Consider the following 17,314-nt stretch of genomic DNA (forward strand, 5'->3'; position numbering starts at 1 on the left):
GTTAAAGTGACAATCAGATGACCTAACTGAACAGTTTCTAAACAAAACATTACACTGGCTATTTTTCAGATAATGGCCTATATCACTGGATTCAAGCGCAAATAGCAGAACATATCGCCACATTGCGGTTTTTACCCTGATTAAACAGTGTAAAAATCTGCCATTTTTCAAATGAAGAAATTTAACGCTAGATAACATTTCACAGTCCCGACGATTTCACCAGTCATGATATATGTAACAGATTATTACAAACCACTTGTCTGAATGGTCAAGATAGTGAACATTACTTGCCGTTTCCCCTCCCACTATAACAATCGGACGGATGAACTTGACTCATCACGTACCTGAACACCCCCGTTGATATGGGATGTAAAAAAAGAGGTAAAAGTGTCTACTGCAAACAATAAACCAACAGAAAGCGTGAGTTTAAACGCCTTCAAACAACCAAAAGCGTTCTATCTCATTTTCTCTATTGAGCTGTGGGAGCGTTTTGGTTATTACGGCCTGCAAGGAATTATGGCCGTCTACCTGGTTAAACAACTGGGTATGTCAGAAGCGGATTCCATCACCCTTTTCTCGTCCTTTAGCGCCCTGGTGTACGGTCTGGTTGCCATTGGCGGCTGGTTAGGTGATAAAGTTCTGGGTACAAAACGTGTCATTATGCTGGGTGCCGTTGTCCTGGCCATCGGTTATGCGTTGGTAGCATGGTCTGGTCACGATGCGGGTATCGTTTATATGGGCATGGCGGCCATCGCGGTCGGTAACGGCCTGTTTAAAGCAAACCCATCATCCCTGCTCTCTACCTGCTATGCCAAAGATGACCCGCGTCTTGATGGTGCATTTACCATGTACTACATGTCCGTCAACATCGGTTCATTCTTCTCTATGCTGGCAACACCGTGGTTGGCTGCGCATTACGGCTGGAGCACCGCGTTCGCTCTGAGCGTCGTGGGTATGCTGATTACCGTTGTTAACTTCGCATTCTGTCAGCGCTGGGTTAAACAGTACGGTTCTAAACCTGACTTTGAGCCGATCAACTTCCGTAACCTGTTGCTGACTATTGTTGGTGTCGTGGTACTGATCGCGATTGCAACCTGGTTGCTGCACAACCAGCAGATCGCTCGTATGGTTCTGGGCGTCATTGCTCTGGGTATCGTGTTTATCTTCGGTAAAGAAGCATTCACCATGCACGGTGCTGCGCGTCGTAAAATGATCGTCGCCTTCATTCTGATGCTGGAAGCGATTATCTTCTTCGTGCTGTACAGCCAGATGCCGACCTCACTGAACTTCTTCGCGATTCGTAACGTTGAGCACTCTATTCTTGGCATTGCTTTCGAACCTGAGCAGTACCAGGCACTGAACCCGTTCTGGATCATCATTGGTAGCCCAATCCTCGCCGCTATCTATAATAAGATGGGCGATACCCTGCCGATGCCAACCAAGTTTGCGATTGGTATGGTGCTGTGTTCCGGTGCATTCCTGATCCTGCCGCTGGGTGCTAAATTCGCTACCGATGCGGGCATCGTTTCCGTTAACTGGCTGATCATCTGCTACGGTCTGCAAAGTATCGGTGAACTGATGATCTCCGGTCTGGGTCTGGCAATGGTGGCTCAGCTGGTTCCGCAACGCCTGATGGGCTTCATCATGGGTAGCTGGTTCCTGACCACTGCCGGTGCAAACATCATCGGTGGTTACGTAGCCAACATGATGGCTGTACCAGAGAACGTCACTGACCCGCTGATGTCCCTTGAAGTCTACGGTCGTGTGTTCCTGCAGATTGGTGTTGCTACGGCTGTTATCGCTGTTCTGATGCTGTTGACGGCACCGAAACTGAATCGTATGACTCAGGACGATGACGTCAATGAGAAAGCCTCTAAGGCCGCAACAGCGTAATTCTCAGGGAAACTCTTTTTCAGGCCGCTAACTGGTGTTAGCGGCTTTTTTTTTGCCTGAGCTAGCACTACCATACGATATACCTCAGCCAAAAGGAGTTACCGATGAAACTGTTCTACAAACCGGGCGCTTGTTCTCTTGCTTCCCACATCACACTTCGTGAGAGCGGTAAAGATTTCACGCTGGATGGTGTTGATCTGATGAAGAAGCGTCTGGAAAACGGCGATGATTTTTTCGCGGTAAACCCAAAAGGGCAAGTTCCCGCGCTGCTGCTGGATGACGGTACGCTACTGACCGAAGGCGTCGCCATCATGCAATACCTGGCGGACACCGTTCCAGACCGTCAACTCCTTGCCCCGACCAGCAGCCTCTCCCGTTACAAAACCATTGAATGGCTTAACTACATTGCGACAGAACTGCATAAAGGCTTTACCCCACTGTTCCGTCCCGATACGCCGGAAGACTTCAAGCCAACCGTTCGCGCGCTGCTGGAGAAAAAAATGCAGTATGTGAACGACGCGCTGCAAGATAACCAATGGATCTGCGGTTCGCGCTTCAGCATTGCGGACGCCTATTTGTTCACCGTGCTGCGTTGGGCCTATGCGGTTAAGCTGAATATGGCAGGATTAAGCAATATCGATGCGTATATGGCGCGTATGGCTGAACGTCCGGCGGTTGCCGCGGCGTTGAAAGCAGAAGGGTTAAATTAATTGTTGTTGCCGGGTAGCGCTTGCGCTTACCCGGCCTACAGCCAAACGCAGGCCCGATAAGCGTGAGCGCCATCGGGCATTGGTTATAGCTGCGTCGCGCTGAAGTAGTGTTCAGGCTTCGCGATACAATCCTGCGCAGCCACGACCTGCAGCTCATACTCGTGCATTTTTTTGGTGGCAATCATCACTTCGTACACCGCCGCCGTCACGTGCTCCAGCGCCTGCTGTAAAGACGCGCCCTGCAGCAGTTTAACCAACAATAAGCCGCTGGTGACATCACCCACGCCAACCGGTTGACGAGCGCCAAAATCGACTAACGGTCGGCTGATATGCCACGCTTGTTCAGCAGTAACTAACAGCATCTCGAAACGATCTGCGCTGATACCCGCGCGAGCCAGATGCTTCACCAGCACAATTTCTGGTCCCTGAGCGATGAGCTCACGCGCTGCCGCCACGGCCTCATTGACATTATTCACCGCATGCTCGCACAGAATTTCGAGCTCAACCAAATTCGGGGCGATAATATCGCTGGCAGGAAGCGCATGGCGTACATGAAACTCAGCTACGCCCGGCGCGACGATACACCCTTTTTCCGGATGGCCCATCACCGGGTCACAAAAATATTTCGCCTGCGGATTGGCCGCTTTTACTTTGCGTACAATACCCAGAATATGCTCGCCCTGTTCAGCCGAGCCAAGATAGCCGCTCAGTACTGCGTCACAAGTCTGGAGTTTATCGATATCGGCAATGCCCTGGACAATGTCAGTCAGATGACTCGGCGGCATAACGCAACCGGTCCATTTGCCGTACTGTGTGTGGTTAGAAAACTGAACGGTATTCAGCGGCCAGACATTTGCGCCAAGGCGACGCATTGGGAATTCTGCTGCACTGTTGCCCGCATGACCAAAAACAACGTGGGACTGGATGGCGAGGATATTCTTCATTTTACTTACCACAACCCTGAAAAAATAAAGGGGCGTAGTTTCCCACGCCCCTGCTAACTAAATCTTACTTCCAGCAAATCAGACAATAGTTCTTCTTGCCACGGCGCAGTAAGGTGTAGCGCCCGAACAGGATATCACTCTCCTGGAAGAAATATTCCGGATCGGATTGCTTCTCACCGTTGATGGTCACCGCATTAGACGCGATAGTCTTACGTGCCTGGCCGCGGGAAGGTTGCAGCTCGGAGTCCACCAGCGCCTGCATCAGATCGGCACCTTTGTCCATCTCGATCATCGGCACGCCATCTTGCGCCAGCTGTTCGAAATCCGCTTCGCTCAAATCGCTCAGATTACCGTTGAACAAGCTTTCGGTAATACGTTTTGCCGCTACCAGCCCTTCTTCGCCGTGAACCAGACGCGTTACTTGCTCAGCCAGAACATACTGGGCGCGCGGCGCTTTACCGCTATTTTTATCATCTTCTTCCAGCGCATTGATCTCTTCAATGTCCATGAAGGTGAAGAATTTCAGGAAGCGATAAACATCCGCATCGGCGGTGTTGATCCAGAACTGGTAGAATTTGTACGGACTGGTTTTCTTCGGATCCAGCCACACAGCGCCGCCTTCCGTCTTACCGAATTTCGTGCCGTCAGCTTTAGTGATCAACGGAACGGTCAGACCAAACACCTGGTTCCGGTGCAGGCGACGGGTCAAATCGATACCCGAAGTAATGTTGCCCCACTGGTCAGAACCGCCAATCTGCAGCGCAACACCGTGCAGTTTGTTCAGGCAGGCAAAGTCATAACCCTGCAGCAGGTTGTAAGAAAACTCGGTAAAAGAGATCCCCTGATCGTCACGGTTCAGACGCTGCTTCACCGCTTCTTTGTTGATCATCTGGTTAACGGAGAAGTGTTTGCCGATATCACGCAGGAAAGTCAGTACATTCATACTGCCAAACCAGTCATAGTTGTTCGCAGCAATCGCCGAGTTGTCGCCACAGTCGAAATCGAGGAACGGCGCAACCTGTTTGCGGATTTTATCCACCCACTCCTGCACGGTGTCTTCGGTATTCAGTTTACGCTCGGCGGCTTTAAAGCTCGGGTCACCAATCAGACCAGTTGCGCCACCCACCAGTGCGACAGGCTTATGGCCTGCCTGCTGGAAGCGTTTCAGGCATAACAATGGAACCAGATGCCCCAAATGCAAGCTGTCAGCGGTAGGATCGAAGCCGCAATAGAGCGCGATCGGGCCTTGCGCCAGTCGCTCTGCTAACGCTTCCTCGTCCGTCACCTGGGCCACCAGCCCCCGCTCTTGCAATTGTTTAATCAAGTTACTGCTTGCCATCAAAATCTCCATGTATAAAACGACTGCACCTTAGCCGGTACACGACTTTTCGCCTGATGCGAAAGAAACATAGAATAAAGCGCCGGATTGTTCAGCACCAGCGCTTAAAACAAGAATTTTGCATCTTTAGGGGGCCAGGCGATCAATTTTCCACGCGTTATCTTCGCGTTGGTATAAAAAACGATCGTGCAGACGGTTTTCGCCACCCTGCCAGAACTCCATCTGCTCAATACTCACGCGAAAGCCTCCCCAGAAACTGGGCAGTGGAACGTCCCCTTGCTGAAACTTCTGCTTCAGTTCGAGGAATTTGCTTTCCAGAATACCGCGCGCGGAGATCCGACTGGATTGCTTAGAGACCCAGGCGCCAATCTGGCTATCACGTGGGCGACTGTGGAAATATTTCACCACTTCCAGCGTGGACAGGCGCTCAGCCTTGCCGATCACCATCACCTGCCGTTCCAGCGTATGCCAGGGAAACAGGAGGCTGATGCGTGGGTTTTTCTCAATCTGATGTGCCTTACGGCTACCGAGGTTGGTATAGAACACCAGCCCTTTATCATCATAATGTTTGAGCAACACGATACGCTGATAAGGCTGACCGTTTTCATCGACGGTAGCAACGACCATCGCTGTGGGATCGGCCAGTTTGGCGTCACAGGCTTGCCCCAGCCAGCGCTCGAACAGCGCAAGGGGCTCGGCGGGAAGATCGCGGCGGCGGAGACCGCCTTTCGTGTATTCACGGCGCAAATGCGCGATTTGCTGCAATTCGTCGTTATCAGACATGATGTTGGCTACGGATTGTCAGTGGGTGACGCTATTGTGCGCCGCCCAGGTGAAAATCTCAACGCTTCGGGTTCTGTAACTGACAGTTATTTAGCACAATTCTGTCTCGTTTATAGACCGTTGCCTCGTCGCCTTTAGACCAGAAGACGTAAATACCATCGGTATAGCGAGCACCTGATGCCGACACGCCCTGTTTGAGGTTCAATAGCTGATTATCATAAACAAAACTCGCCATCTGACGGGTATTGTTCAGCTTCACGGTAAGCGGTTTTTCTTCACAGCGGTATTCGAGGGTATCCGTTTGCATACGCTCGACAAATTGGTTGTACACGCTGCACCCGCTAAGCAGTACCGGCAGACACACTAACAACAGTTTTTTCATAGCCATATCCTGAAGACTTTCCTGGTCCTGGAGGGTAATGGCACCCTCCCTAATATCCCTAGTTTATCGACATATGGCGCTGAATAATTTCAGTTAACTCTGAGTTCGTGGGTTAGCAGGATAAATCGCCCCTAAAACGCTCGGTTCTGATGCGCCGGTCACGGAAGGCAGATTTCCCGGTAATCCCGCCAGCGTTCGCCACGCCAGCCAGGCAAAAGCCAGGGCCTCCATATCATCGCCGCTGATCCCAGCCTCATCGGTTGAAGTGACCTCTGTCCCTGGCAATAATGCCGCCAGACGCATCATCAGCAGCGGATTACGGCTGCCGCCGCCGCATACCATTAGCCGTTCACAGCCTCCACTTAGCAAGACCTGCTCGGAAATGGTCACGGCCGTCAGTTCGGCAAGCGTCGCCTGCACATCCCGCGGGCTTATTCCCGGGAACTGCGCCATATGACGTTCTATCCAGCCATAATTGAAATACTCGCGGCCAGTGCTTTTCGGCGCAGGCGCAGAAAAATAAGGATCGTTAAGCATATTTTGCAGTAAAGGCAGGATCACCGTTCCCGATGTGGCCCACTGCGCATCTTTGTCGTAGGGTTGGCCGCATTGCCGCCAGATCCAGGCATCCATCAGCATATTGCCCGGCCCGGTGTCGTAACCGCGAACGGGTTGCTGTGGGATAAGCAGAGACAGATTGGCAATTCCGCCGATGTTTAGCACCATCCGCCGCTCCGTTGGATGAGCCAACAGCGCTTGATGAAAAGCGGGAACCAACGGCGCGCCCTGCCCGCCGAGAGCGATATCGCGGCGACGAAAATCGCCGATCACCGTTATCCCGGTACGCGCGACGATTTGATTGTTGTCGCCAATTTGCAGCGTGTGCGGCGCGATTCCCGTCGGTTCATGCCACACGGTTTGCCCATGACAGCCAATCGCAACGATCTCATGCGGTTTCAATTTTTCTTGTGCCAACAGCGCATTCACCGCCTCGGCAAACAGATAACCGAGCTGTGCGTCAAGTTGGCCAAACTGCGATAACGTAAGCTGCTGCCCCTGGCAGATATCCAGGATCGCCTGCTTTATATGGAGAGGAATAGGCCAGGTCAGACTCGCCTGTTGCGCAACCATCGTTTCATCTATTGTCGCCAGCACAACATCGACACCATCAAGGCTGGTTCCAGACATTACACCGATAAAACGGCCCGATTTCATATGTCATCCTTTTAAGCAAATTAGCCTTGACACTCAACCATAAAGTGCCGACTAATGCCATGCTTCCTTAATGATTTTTGAGGGCTAATCATTACAATGGACGCTTTATTACATCAATTATATGAATGATTCGTTTATACTCGGTATATCCGATTTCGGTTAAGATTTTCATATTGTTCCAGTAGAACATGTGACCTTAGGCTCACAAGTGCCATATAATTTAGCCATGAAGGGTGCTTTATTAGCGTTTCGTGGTGTTAAAGGAGATTTGTAAATGATTAAACGTGTGCTGATTGTTGCATTAATGGGTGTGTCTTTGGCGGGCTGCGTTAACAATGATAGCCTTTCAGGCGACGTATACACCGCATCCGAAGCGAAACAAGTTCAGAACGTTACCTACGGTACAATTGTTCATGTTCGTCCGGTGCAAATCCAGGGTGGCGATGACGCAAACGTGATTGGCGCCATTGGTGGTGCGGTACTCGGCGGGTTCCTGGGTAACACCGTCGGCGGCGGTACGGGTCGTTCATTAGCCACGGCGGCTGGCGCAGTTGCCGGTGGCGTAGCGGGTCAAGGCGTACAAGGTGCGATGAATAAAACCCAGGGTGTAGAACTGGAAATCCGTAAGGACGACGGTAATACCATCATGGTGGTTCAGAAACAGGGTGCGACCAAGTTCTCAGCTGGCCAGCGCGTTGTTATGGCTAACAACGGCAGCCAGGTTACCGTGTCTCCACGCTAATCGAATTCACGTGTGGTCAGGCTCTGGCCACACGTCATCTTATCGTTTCAGCCCTGTGACTGCAGTTCAATAATATTGTGTTCCAGTCTGGCGACCAGTTTAATCAGCAGATCAATTTCCTCAGCTGAAATCCCTTCCAAAATTTCTCCACGCGTCTTGTTGATAACCGCTTCCATATCTGCAATCAGCGGCTCTGCTTTTTCTGTCAGTTTAATTCTCTTTGCCCGACGATCGCTGGCGCAAGTCTGTCGTGAAATGAGTCCCTTTTCTTCCAGCTGGTCAAGCGTGCGTACCAACGAAGGCTGCTCGATGCCAATCGCTTTAGCCAACTGAATCTGCGATTGATCAGGCGGCAATTGATGAATGTTGTGCAGCGTAACCCAATGCGTCTGCGTCAACTCCAGAGGTTTCAGGCGATGGTCAATCAGAGCACGCCAAATGCGCACCAACCGTGCCAGATCAGAACCTAATGGCGATTCCAATTTCATCTCCTTATAATTAGCTTGCTAAGTTATTATGCTGATTTTAGAATAGTGTGCAGCATTTGTATTCCCAAAACAAATGTATTGCCAAATTTGCTTACCGGCTGACATTTTTTCAGACATTATGCGTTACAGAGACTCATTGTCTCTTTTTTGCTAAACCTATAGCAATGCTCTCTTCCGCCAAGGATTTTGCCCGTGAAGTTTATGTTTAATGCAACAGGATTGCCCCTACAAGATTTAATGATCGGAGCATCTGTCTACTTCCCTCCTGTTTTCAAGGCGTTTGTAGCAGGATTTATTCTCTGGCTGGTTGTTCATCGCCTCCTGCGCGACTGGATTTACTCCGGCGAAATCTGGCATCCCCTGTTAATGGATCTGTCACTCTTTACGCTTTGCGTATGTCTGGCCTTTGTAATGCTGATTGTGTGGTGATTATGTCGCTTAAAACCATTAAATACTTCTCCACCATTATAGTCGCTGCCATCGCAGTTTTCGCCGGATGGTGGATGTGGAATTACTATATGCAATCGCCCTGGACACGTGATGGCAAAGTGCGAGCTGAGCAGGTCAGCATCACGCCGCAGGTCTCAGGCAGCATTAGCGAACTCAATATAAAAGATAACCAGTTTGTTAACAAAGGCGATGTCCTTTTTATCATCGATAAGACGCCGTTTCACATTGCTGAACTAAATGCGCAAGCGCAGCTGGCGAAGGCACAGTCCGATCTGGCGAAAGCCAATAACGAAGCCAACCGCCGCCGTCATTTATCGCAAAATTATATCTCAGCCGAAGATCTGGATACTGCTAACCTCAACGTGAAAGCCATGCAGGCCAGCGTTGAAGCAGCCGAGGCCAGTCTGCGCCAGGCACAGTGGCAACTGACGCAGACGGTGGTCAAAGCGCCCGTAGCGGGCTGGGTCACCAACCTTTCAACTCGTACTGGAGACTACGCCTCAACCGGTAAGCCCCTGTTTGCCCTTGTCGACAGCCACTCTTTCTATGTGATGGGGTATTTTGAAGAAACCAAGTTGCGCCACATTCGTGAAGGTGCGCCTGCGATTATCACGCTCTACAGCGGCAACATAAAGTTACAGGGTCACGTATCCAGTATTGGTCGCGCCATCTACGACCAAAGTGTGGAAAGCGATTCCGGTCTGATTCCCGACATCAAACCCAATGTGCCGTGGGTGCGTCTGGCCCAACGCGTTCCGGTCCGCATCGAATTCGACGCTCTGCCGCAGGATGTCACCCTGGTTTCTGGTACGACCTGCAGCGTGTCTATCGGCCAGCGTAAATGAAACTGTCCCACCTGATGCCAGGCCATTGGCCGTGGTTTAAAGCCACGGTAGCGCAGTGGCGTTATGCGTTGCGAAATACCATTGCGATGTGTCTGGCGTTAACGTTCGCCTATTACCTGAATCTGGATGAGCCCTACTGGGCGATGACCTCGGCGGCAGTGGTCAGCTTTCCCACCGTCGGCGGGGTTATCAGCAAAAGTCTGGGTCGTGTTGCGGGTAGCTTGCTGGGTGCCACCGCCGCGTTGATTATTGCCGGTCATACCCTCAATGAGCCGTGGTTGTTTTTGCTGAGCATGTCAGTGTGGATCGGTTTTTGTACTTGGGCATGCGCGCATTTCACCAATAACGTCGCCTATGCCTTTCAACTGGCCGGTTATACGGCGGCGATCATTGCTTTTCCCATGGTCAATACCATAGAAATTACGCAGTTGTGGGATATCGCTCAGGCCCGCGTATGCGAGGTCATCGTCGGTATCCTGTGCGGCGGCATGATGATGATGATCCTCCCCAGCACCTCCGATGGCACTACGCTGCTTACCGCGCTGAAAAACATGCATTCGCGTTTACTGGAGCATGCCAGCTTACTCTGGCAACCGGAGACAACAGATGCGATTCGCACAGCTCATGAAGGTGTTATCGGTCAGATTCTTACCATGAACCTGCTGCGTATTCAGGCGTTCTGGAGTCACTACCGTTTTCGCCGTCAAAATGCGTTGCTCAATTCGCTGTTGCATCAGCAGTTACGTATGACCAGCGTGATCTCCAGTCTGCGCAGGATGCTCCTGAACTGGCCCAATCCCCCGGCTAATACCCGGGAAATCATCGAACAACTGCTCAGCGAGCTGGTCAAATCCAATACCGACACCTACACCGTCGCACGTATTATCGCCCCCCTGCGTCCTCTCGATGCACGCGACTATCGGCACGTCGCCTTCTGGCAACGACTGCGTTATTTTTGTCGGCTGTACTTACGCAGCAGTCATTATCTGCATTTACTGGAAAATGGCGTTACCGCCGAGCGTATTACTATCGCCCGCACGCCAGGACTTGCCCGTCATACCGATAATGCGGAAGCACTCTGGAGCGGATTGCGTACGTTCTGTACCCTGATGCTTATCGGCGCATGGAGCATTGGCGCGCAATGGGAATCAGGCTCTGGCGCACTAACGCTCGCGGCCATCAGCAGCGTGCTCTATTCCGCCGTAGCCACGCCGTTCAAGTCACTTTCTTTGCTGATGCGCACGCTGGTTCTGCTGTCGCTGTTTAGCTTTGTGGTTAAGTTTGGCCTGATGGTGCAAATCTCTGACCTCTGGCAATTCATTCTGTTTCTCTTCCCGCTGCTCGCTACCATGCAACTCCTGAAGCTGCAAATGCCCGCGCTGGCGGGTCTTTGGGGACAGCTAATCGTGTTTATGGGATCGTTTATCGCGGTGACTAATCCGCCGGTTTATGATTTTGCTGATTTCCTGAATGACAATATGGCGAAAATCACCGGCGTGGCGCTATCGTGGCTGGCATTCGCCATTCTGCGGCCCGGATCGGATGCGCGGAAAGGTCGCCGCCATATTCGCGCCCTGCGCCGGGATTTTGTCGATCAGCTCAGCCGACATCCCTCACTCAGTGAAAACGAATTTGAGTCGCTGACCTATCATCACGTCAGCCAACTCAGCAACAGTCAGGATGCACTGGCGCGACGCTGGCTATTGCGTTGGGGGGTTGTCTTGCTGAACTGCTCGCACGTGGTGTGGCAACTGCGCACCTGGGAGGTACGTTCAGATCCTCTGGCTCGCGTCAGAGACGTGTGTATTTCGCTGCTTCGCGACGTAATGAGTGAGCGCGGCGTTCAGCAACGACCGCTGAATGCCACGCTGAGTGAGCTACAGCGTATTTGCGACACGCTCGCCCACCATCATCAACCTGCGGCGCAGGAACTGTCGGCGCTTATCTGGCGACTACACTGCTCGCTTTCTCAGCTCGAACAGGCGCCTCCGCCGGGTACGCTAGGCAATTGATTATTTGATAACGCCACAGGCGTAGCGCGCGCCACCACCGCCAAGCGGTTTTGGTTGATCGGACATATTATCGCCACCGACATGGATCATCAGCGCTTTGCCTTTAACCTCATCGAGCGTTTTCAGCCGCGGCGCAATGACCGGTGTTGTGGCGTTACCGTCGTTATTCACCACCAGCAGCGGCAGGTCACCCATGTGGCCTGCGCCTTCGGGGCCTTCGTGCTTGCCGGTTTGGTGCGGATCATAATGGCCTCCAGCCGATTCCGCGGCTGAGGCTTTTCCTTCTTTAATCGCCGGTTGGCAACTGCCATTCGCATGGACATGGAAGCCATGTTCACCCGGCGGCAGCGCTTTCAGATCGGGCGTAAACTCCAGCCCTTTCCCGGTTTCAGCAATAGTGACCGTACCAATCGCCTGGCCGACGCCTTGCGACGTTACCAGATTCATCGTCACTTTTTCTTCACTAGCAGCCTGCGCACCTGCACAGGCGAGTAGAGTAATAATGGCCAAACTCAAACGCTTCATAAGACCTCCGTCCGAAAGGTGTCTGATTGATAAGTGTAAACCAGTGACACAAATTTGAACGGAGAAGCGTCAAAAACGCGATTACGGTACGTCGTAACCCAGCGCGGCTTTGCGAATACGGAACCACTGCTGGCGAGACATGTTCAATGACTCAGACTCAACGGCAGCGCGTACGCGCTCTATCTTCCCTGAGCCAATAATCGGCAACGGCTGAGACGGCAGACGTAAAATCCAGGCGTACACCACCTGCTCAATGGACTGCGCGTTTAACTCTTCTGCGATTGTGGCAAGTTCATTACGTAATGGCTGGAACGCATCGTCATTAAACAGACGACCACCGCCGAGGCAGGACCAGGCCATCGGACGAATGCGCAGTTGTTGCAGTTGATCTAAAGTACCATCCAGCAGGAGCGGCTGATGTACCGGTGAGATCTCAACCTGGTTAGTCGCCAGCGTGAACGGCAGACGCGATTGCAGCAGTGAGAACTGTGCCGGGGTGAAGTTAGATACGCCAAAGTGACGCACTTTTCCGCTATGGTGCAATTTTTTGAACGCGTCGGCGACGTCGTCCGCATCCATGAGCGGATCGGGACGGTGGATGAGCAGCAAATCAATATGATCGGTCGCCAGTAACTTCAACGATGCTTCCGCACTGGCAATGATATGCGCGCTGTCGGTGATGTAATGACCCAGCGCATTTTCCGTGCGCGCCGTCGTGGCGATCCCGCACTTGGTAACAATCTGCATTTTTTCACGCAGATGCGGAGCCAGCTTCAGTGCCTCACCAAACGCCGCTTCACACTGGTATCCGCCGTAAATATCGGCGTGATCGACGGTGGTAACGCCCAGGTCCAGATGTTCTTCAATAAAGCTGACTAGCTGGCGCGCGGACATATTCCAGTCCATCAGGCGCCAATACCCCATTACAAAGCGAGAAAATTCCGGACCTTGCGGCGCAATAGTAATACGCTGAACCATAGCAGCTTCCTTATAAGTGAATGTGCATCGAGTATACGCAATTACGCTTTTAAAAGAGTGAAGGTTGTTGCGGTTCTTCCGAAGGGTTGGCTTTGTTTGCTCGTAATTTACGCATCAGGCGCTGACGACAAAGCCGTAGCACTTCCTGCTTTTCGGCATCGCTCATCTTTTGCCAGTTAAAACGCTCATCCCGACTGCGAAAACAGCCGCGGCAAAAACCGCGCTCGTCAGACTGACATATTCCACGGCATGGGCTCTGGACGGGGAAAAACTCCAGCTGTTCGGCCACATCCCCTCCTTTCGTAAGATTGATATACCTATTGAAGACGTTAACTGAATTTCTCGCAAGCGCTATTGCATTAGACCGACTGGTCTATTACACTCCTTCCCATGAACAAAATCACTGAACACGATACGCGCGAACATCTGCTGGCGACTGGCGAACTGCTGTGTATGCAGCGCGGCTTCACCGGTATGGGCTTAAGCGAACTACTGAAAACCGCTGAAGTCCCCAAAGGTTCGTTTTATCACTATTTTCGCTCTAAAGAAGCGTTCGGTGTTGCGATGCTGGAACGCCACTATGCGGCCTATCATCAGCGACTGGCTACGCACTTTGATACGGGGGCAGGAAACTATCGCGACCGCATTCTGGCCTACTATCAGGAAACCCTGAACCAGTTTAGCCAGCACGGTATTATCAGCGGTTGTTTAACCGTAAAACTGTCTGCCGAAGTGTGCGATCTGTCAGAAGATATGCGCACGGCGATGGATAAAGGCGCGCGGCACATTATTGCGCTGTTAGCGCAGGCGCTGGAGAAAGGTCAGGCAAATCATTGTCTGTCCTTTGTTGGCGAGCCGTTACAGCAGGCGCAGGTATTGTATGCGCTGTGGCTGGGCGCCAACCTGCAGGCCAAGATTTCTCGTAGCGCCACCCCGCTGGAAAATGCGCTGGCGCACGTTAAAACCATCATTACTACGCCTGCCGTTTAACAGGCGTTTTTATTTCTTTTATTACTAGACGACCGGTCTATTCAGGAGTGCCATATGTCATCTGAAAAACTTTTTTCCCCACTGAAAGTGGGTGCTATTACGGCAGCAAACCGCGTATTCATGGCGCCACTGACGCGTCTGCGCAGCATTGAGCCTGGCGACATCCCTACTCCGCTGATGGCCGAGTATTACCGTCAACGCGCCAGCGCGGGTCTTATCATCAGTGAAGCTACACAGATTTCCGCGCAGGCGAAAGGCTATGCGGGGGCACCCGGCTTACACAGCGAAGCGCAAATTGCCGCATGGAAAAAAATCACCGCTGCCGTACATGCGGAGCAAGGTCATATTGCGGTCCAGTTGTGGCATACCGGGCGCATCTCTCACGCCAGTCTGCAGCCCAACGGTCAGGCACCGGTCGCACCTTCCGCGATTAGCGCCGGTACCCGGACCTCGCTGCGTGATGAAAATGGTCTGGCAACGCGTGCGGATACCTCAATGCCGCGTGCGCTGGAAACTGAAGAAATTCCTGGCATCGTTAATGACTTCCGTCAGGCGATTGCCAACGCGCGCGAAGCGGGTTTCGACATGGTTGAACTGCACTCCGCTCACGGCTATCTGCTGCACCAGTTCCTGTCGCCAACGTCTAACCAGCGTACCGATCAGTACGGCGGCAGCGTCGAAAATCGTGCACGTCTGGTGCTGGAAGTTGTCGATGCCGGTATTAAAGAATGGGGTGCCGATCGCATTGGTATTCGCGTATCTCCGATTGGCTCATTCCAGAACGTTGACAACGGGCCGAACGAAGAAGCCGATGCGCTGTATCTGATTGAACAACTGGGCAAGCGCGGAATCGCTTACCTGCATATGTCTGAGCCGGACTGGGCTGGCGGCGAGCCGTATTCCGATGCGTTTCGCGAAAAAGTTCGTGCGCGTTTCCACGGTCCGATCATTGGTGCGGGTGCCTACACACCTGAAAAAGCAGAAGCACTGATCGAGAAAGGCCTGATCGACGCCGTTGCTTTTGGTCGCGCCTATATCGCTAACCCGGATCTGGTTGCGCGCCTGCAGCGTAAAGCGGAGCTGAATCCGCAACGTGCCGAAAGCTTCTACGGCGGCGGCGCGGAAGGTTACACCGATTATCCTACCCTCTAACGTCACAAACTCCGTTCTGCCATTGATAGCGGCGTAACAACGCCGCTATACTAAAACAACATTTTGAATGTATTAGCCATTTTCGAAGGGGAAAAAGATGCGTTTACTTCATACCATGCTGCGCGTGGGTGACCTGCAGCGTTCCATCGAGTTTTATACCAACGTGCTGGGCATGAAGCTGCTGCGTACCAGCGAAAACCCTGAATACAAATACTCCCTGGCCTTTGTCGGCTACGGCCCTGAAACCAGCGAAGCCGTGATCGAACTGACCTATAACTGGGGTGTCGACAAGTATGAGCTGGGCACTGCCTACGGCCATATCGCCCTGAGCGTAGATAACGCAGCCGAAGCCTGTGAACGTATTCGTCAGAATGGCGGTAACGTCACGCGTGAAGCCGGTCCGGTAAAAGGCGGCACAACCGTAATCGCATTCGTTGAAGATCCAGACGGTTACAAAATTGAACTGATCGAAGAGAAAGACGCCGGGCGCGGCCTGGGCGACTAACCTCCCCACGGGCGCAGATCGTCTGTGCCCGTAGTTTTATACTCATCATTTTGCCATAATACGCGCTGCAATTTTCCCGTATTAAGAGACCCAGATGTCCGATAACGCTCAACTTTCCGGTCTGTGTGACCGTTTTCGTGGTTTTTATCCTGTCGTCATTGATGTCGAAACCGCAGGGTTCAATGCCAAAACCGATGCGCTGCTTGAGATCGCAGCCATCACACTGAAAATGGATGAACAAGGCTGGCTGATGCCGGACACGACGTTACATTTCCACGTAGAGCCATTTGAAGGCGCGAATTTGCAGCCGGAAGCCCTCGCCTTTAACGGAATTGACCCTAACAATCCGCTACGCGGCGCGGTCAGCGAATATGACGCTCTGCATGCCATCTTTAAAATGGTGCGTAAAGGCATTAAAGACAGCGGCTGCAATCGGGCGATCATGGTGGCGCATAACGCTACGTTCGACCACAGTTTTATGATGGCCGCAGCAGAACGCGCCTCGCTCAAACGTAATCCATTTCATCCGTTCGTCACCTTTGATACTGCGGCCTTAAGCGGCCTGTCTCTGGGGCAAACTGTGTTATCGAAAGCGTGCCTGGCGGCAGGAATGGAATTTGACGGGACTCAGGCGCACTCGGCGCTGTATGACACCGAACGGACGGCCGTGCTGTTTTGCGAAATTGTTAACCGCTGGAAACGTCTCGGCGGCTGGCCTCTTCCCGTGCCTGAAGAGGCATAACGGACCGATAAAAAAAGCGACCATCACGAGGTCGCTTTTTTATTTACGCTGATATTATTCAGCGTCCGGCTCTTCGGTTTTGTATTTCGCCGCTGTTTCTTTAATCAGCTGCTGCAACTCACCGCGCTGGTACATTTCGATCAAAATGTCACAGCCGCCAACCAGCTCACCATCAACCCACAGCTGCGGGAAGGTTGGCCAGTTTGCGTATTTCGGCAGCTCGGCGCGAATATCCGGGTTCTGCAGAATATCAACATAAGCAAAGCGTTCACCACAGGCGGACAGCGCCTGCACAGCCTGAGCGGAGAAACCGCAGCTTGGCAGTTTAGGGGAACCTTTCATGTACAGGAGAATCGGGTTTTCAGCGATCTGGCGCTGGATTTTTTCGATAGTGGTGCTCATTATCTTGCTTCCTTAAACTTCTTTTACGGCAGTAGTCTGACATTGTAGCGGGTCAGACAGGCAACGGAAAATAACATTTTCATTACGCGTTATTATTTTATCCCCTGACGCCAAAAGTTGCATTCACAATCTCACTTATCCCTTTAAAGCCTGTGGATTTGATTATTCGTTCACCAACGCCAACTTTAATTGCTGATTTTTTTTGCGGTCGGTTACG

Annotated in this window: 19 protein-coding genes and 1 pseudogene; 10 read left to right on the top strand and 10 right to left on the bottom strand. The window is 52.1% G+C overall.

The annotated features are described in order from the left end of the window. Positions 1-387: 387 nt before the first annotated feature. Together dtpA and gstA are read left to right on the top strand one after the other, a co-directional pair. A complete protein-coding gene (gene dtpA, locus KQJ19_RS03030; RefSeq protein ID WP_016153003.1) occupies positions 388-1,893 on the top strand; it encodes a dipeptide/tripeptide permease DtpA in 1,506 nt (501 codons plus the stop codon). Positions 1,894-1,997: 104 nt separating this feature from the next. Beyond that, positions 1,998-2,603, top strand: coding sequence for a glutathione transferase GstA (gene gstA / locus KQJ19_RS03035; protein ID WP_016153002.1), 606 nt, complete (start codon positions 1,998-2,000; stop codon positions 2,601-2,603). Between the two features lie 83 nt (positions 2,604-2,686). On the opposite strand, the gene pdxY is transcribed toward gstA, so the two are convergent. From pdxY to anmK, 5 genes are all read right to left on the bottom strand, one after another. Beyond that, a complete protein-coding gene (gene pdxY / locus KQJ19_RS03040; RefSeq protein ID WP_019076734.1) occupies positions 2,687-3,547 on the bottom strand; it encodes a pyridoxal kinase PdxY in 861 nt (286 codons plus the stop codon). A gap of 64 nt (positions 3,548-3,611) precedes the next feature. Next, the gene (tyrS, locus tag KQJ19_RS03045) at positions 3,612-4,886 is read right to left on the bottom strand and encodes a tyrosine--tRNA ligase (protein WP_216403325.1); all 1,275 of its coding nucleotides are present in this window, start codon (positions 4,884-4,886) and stop codon (positions 3,612-3,614) included. 126 nt (positions 4,887-5,012) lie between these two features. After that, entirely contained in the window at positions 5,013-5,669 is a 657-nt protein-coding gene (gene pdxH, locus KQJ19_RS03050) for a pyridoxamine 5'-phosphate oxidase (protein WP_047500532.1), read from the bottom strand. 58 nt (positions 5,670-5,727) lie between these two features. Next, on the bottom strand, positions 5,728-6,057 hold the full coding sequence (gene mliC / locus KQJ19_RS03055) for a C-type lysozyme inhibitor (RefSeq protein WP_141875155.1): 330 nt from the start codon (positions 6,055-6,057) through the stop codon (positions 5,728-5,730). An 87-nt stretch (positions 6,058-6,144) separates the two neighbouring features. Then, positions 6,145-7,266, bottom strand: coding sequence for an anhydro-N-acetylmuramic acid kinase (gene anmK, locus KQJ19_RS03060; RefSeq protein ID WP_016156434.1), 1,122 nt, complete (start codon positions 7,264-7,266; stop codon positions 6,145-6,147). Positions 7,267-7,540: 274 nt separating this feature from the next. Between anmK and slyB the strand changes: the two genes are divergently transcribed. Further along, positions 7,541-8,008, top strand: a complete 468-nt coding sequence (gene slyB, locus KQJ19_RS03065) for an outer membrane lipoprotein SlyB (protein WP_046276343.1) — start codon at positions 7,541-7,543, stop codon at positions 8,006-8,008. Between the two features lie 47 nt (positions 8,009-8,055). Here slyB and slyA read toward each other — a convergent pair whose 3' ends face one another. Next, positions 8,056-8,496, bottom strand: coding sequence for a transcriptional regulator SlyA (slyA, locus tag KQJ19_RS03070; RefSeq protein WP_019076732.1), 441 nt, complete (start codon positions 8,494-8,496; stop codon positions 8,056-8,058). Positions 8,497-8,688: 192 nt separating this feature from the next. Here slyA and KQJ19_RS03075 point away from each other — a divergent pair, with 192 nt between their 5' ends. From KQJ19_RS03075 to KQJ19_RS03085, 3 genes and pseudogenes are all read left to right on the top strand, one after another. Beyond that, positions 8,689-8,925: a DUF1656 domain-containing protein gene (locus tag KQJ19_RS03075; RefSeq protein ID WP_016156432.1), complete on the top strand. Its 237-nt coding sequence runs from the start codon at positions 8,689-8,691 to the stop codon at positions 8,923-8,925. Positions 8,926-8,927: 2 nt separating this feature from the next. Next, entirely contained in the window at positions 8,928-9,791 is an 864-nt protein-coding gene (locus tag KQJ19_RS03080) for an HlyD family secretion protein (protein ID WP_216403326.1), read from the top strand. Next, positions 9,788-11,828: pseudogene (locus KQJ19_RS03085) on the top strand (FUSC family protein). Before KQJ19_RS03080 ends, KQJ19_RS03085 begins: the two are co-directional and overlap by 4 nt. Here the strand turns inward: KQJ19_RS03085 and sodC are convergent. The 3 genes from sodC to KQJ19_RS03100 all read right to left on the bottom strand — a co-directional run bounded on the left by sodC (position 11,804) and on the right by KQJ19_RS03100 (position 13,595). Further along, positions 11,804-12,328: a superoxide dismutase [Cu-Zn] SodC gene (gene sodC, locus KQJ19_RS03090; RefSeq protein WP_016156429.1), complete on the bottom strand. Its 525-nt coding sequence runs from the start codon at positions 12,326-12,328 to the stop codon at positions 11,804-11,806. The pseudogene KQJ19_RS03085 and the gene sodC overlap by 25 nt on opposite strands. A gap of 81 nt (positions 12,329-12,409) precedes the next feature. Then, positions 12,410-13,306 carry an aldo/keto reductase family oxidoreductase gene (locus KQJ19_RS03095; RefSeq protein WP_016152993.1) on the bottom strand — a complete coding sequence of 299 codons (897 nt, stop codon included), beginning with the start codon at positions 13,304-13,306 and terminating at the stop codon, positions 12,410-12,412. Between the two features lie 49 nt (positions 13,307-13,355). Beyond that, positions 13,356-13,595 (bottom strand): DUF1289 domain-containing protein, encoded by a 240-nt coding sequence (locus KQJ19_RS03100; RefSeq protein ID WP_016156428.1) that lies wholly within the window; start codon positions 13,593-13,595, stop codon positions 13,356-13,358. 101 nt (positions 13,596-13,696) lie between these two features. On the opposite strand from KQJ19_RS03100, the gene KQJ19_RS03105 reads away from it, so the two are divergent. The 4 genes from KQJ19_RS03105 to rnt all read left to right on the top strand — a co-directional run bounded on the left by KQJ19_RS03105 (position 13,697) and on the right by rnt (position 16,695). After that, positions 13,697-14,296, top strand: coding sequence for a TetR/AcrR family transcriptional regulator (locus KQJ19_RS03105; RefSeq protein WP_016152991.1), 600 nt, complete (start codon positions 13,697-13,699; stop codon positions 14,294-14,296). 54 nt (positions 14,297-14,350) lie between these two features. Next, positions 14,351-15,448 (top strand): alkene reductase, encoded by a 1,098-nt coding sequence (locus KQJ19_RS03110; protein ID WP_003029197.1) that lies wholly within the window; start codon positions 14,351-14,353, stop codon positions 15,446-15,448. A gap of 97 nt (positions 15,449-15,545) precedes the next feature. After that, positions 15,546-15,953: a lactoylglutathione lyase gene (gene gloA, locus KQJ19_RS03115; protein ID WP_003029198.1), complete on the top strand. Its 408-nt coding sequence runs from the start codon at positions 15,546-15,548 to the stop codon at positions 15,951-15,953. Positions 15,954-16,047: 94 nt separating this feature from the next. Beyond that, the gene (gene rnt, locus KQJ19_RS03120; RefSeq protein ID WP_016152990.1) at positions 16,048-16,695 is read left to right on the top strand and encodes a ribonuclease T; all 648 of its coding nucleotides are present in this window, start codon (positions 16,048-16,050) and stop codon (positions 16,693-16,695) included. Between the two features lie 54 nt (positions 16,696-16,749). On the opposite strand, the gene grxD is transcribed toward rnt, so the two are convergent. Continuing rightward, a complete protein-coding gene (gene grxD, locus KQJ19_RS03125; protein WP_003832760.1) occupies positions 16,750-17,097 on the bottom strand; it encodes a monothiol glutaredoxin 4 in 348 nt (115 codons plus the stop codon). Positions 17,098-17,314 lie beyond the last annotated feature (217 nt).

It is taken from the genome of Citrobacter sp. S46_ASV_140 (assembly GCF_018919545.1).
Classification (GTDB): domain Bacteria; phylum Pseudomonadota; class Gammaproteobacteria; order Enterobacterales; family Enterobacteriaceae; genus Citrobacter; species Citrobacter braakii.

Coding starts and splice junctions, on each gene's coding strand:
- gstA (WP_016153002.1), top strand. CDS start 1,998: ATGAAACTGTTCTACAAACCGGGCGCTTGTTCTCTTGCTTCCCACATC.
- pdxY (WP_019076734.1), bottom strand. CDS start 3,547: ATGAAGAATATCCTCGCCATCCAGTCCCACGTTGTTTTTGGTCATGCG.
- tyrS (WP_216403325.1), bottom strand. CDS start 4,886: ATGGCAAGCAGTAACTTGATTAAACAATTGCAAGAGCGGGGGCTGGTG.
- pdxH (WP_047500532.1), bottom strand. CDS start 5,669: ATGTCTGATAACGACGAATTGCAGCAAATCGCGCATTTGCGCCGTGAA.
- mliC (WP_141875155.1), bottom strand. CDS start 6,057: ATGGCTATGAAAAAACTGTTGTTAGTGTGTCTGCCGGTACTGCTTAGC.
- anmK (WP_016156434.1), bottom strand. CDS start 7,266: ATGAAATCGGGCCGTTTTATCGGTGTAATGTCTGGAACCAGCCTTGAT.
- slyB (WP_046276343.1), top strand. CDS start 7,541: ATGATTAAACGTGTGCTGATTGTTGCATTAATGGGTGTGTCTTTGGCG.
- slyA (WP_019076732.1), bottom strand. CDS start 8,496: ATGAAATTGGAATCGCCATTAGGTTCTGATCTGGCACGGTTGGTGCGC.
- KQJ19_RS03080 (WP_216403326.1), top strand. CDS start 8,928: ATGTCGCTTAAAACCATTAAATACTTCTCCACCATTATAGTCGCTGCC.
- sodC (WP_016156429.1), bottom strand. CDS start 12,328: ATGAAGCGTTTGAGTTTGGCCATTATTACTCTACTCGCCTGTGCAGGT.
- KQJ19_RS03095 (WP_016152993.1), bottom strand. CDS start 13,306: ATGGTTCAGCGTATTACTATTGCGCCGCAAGGTCCGGAATTTTCTCGC.
- KQJ19_RS03105 (WP_016152991.1), top strand. CDS start 13,697: ATGAACAAAATCACTGAACACGATACGCGCGAACATCTGCTGGCGACT.
- KQJ19_RS03110 (WP_003029197.1), top strand. CDS start 14,351: ATGTCATCTGAAAAACTTTTTTCCCCACTGAAAGTGGGTGCTATTACG.
- gloA (WP_003029198.1), top strand. CDS start 15,546: ATGCGTTTACTTCATACCATGCTGCGCGTGGGTGACCTGCAGCGTTCC.
- rnt (WP_016152990.1), top strand. CDS start 16,048: ATGTCCGATAACGCTCAACTTTCCGGTCTGTGTGACCGTTTTCGTGGT.
- grxD (WP_003832760.1), bottom strand. CDS start 17,097: ATGAGCACCACTATCGAAAAAATCCAGCGCCAGATCGCTGAAAACCCG.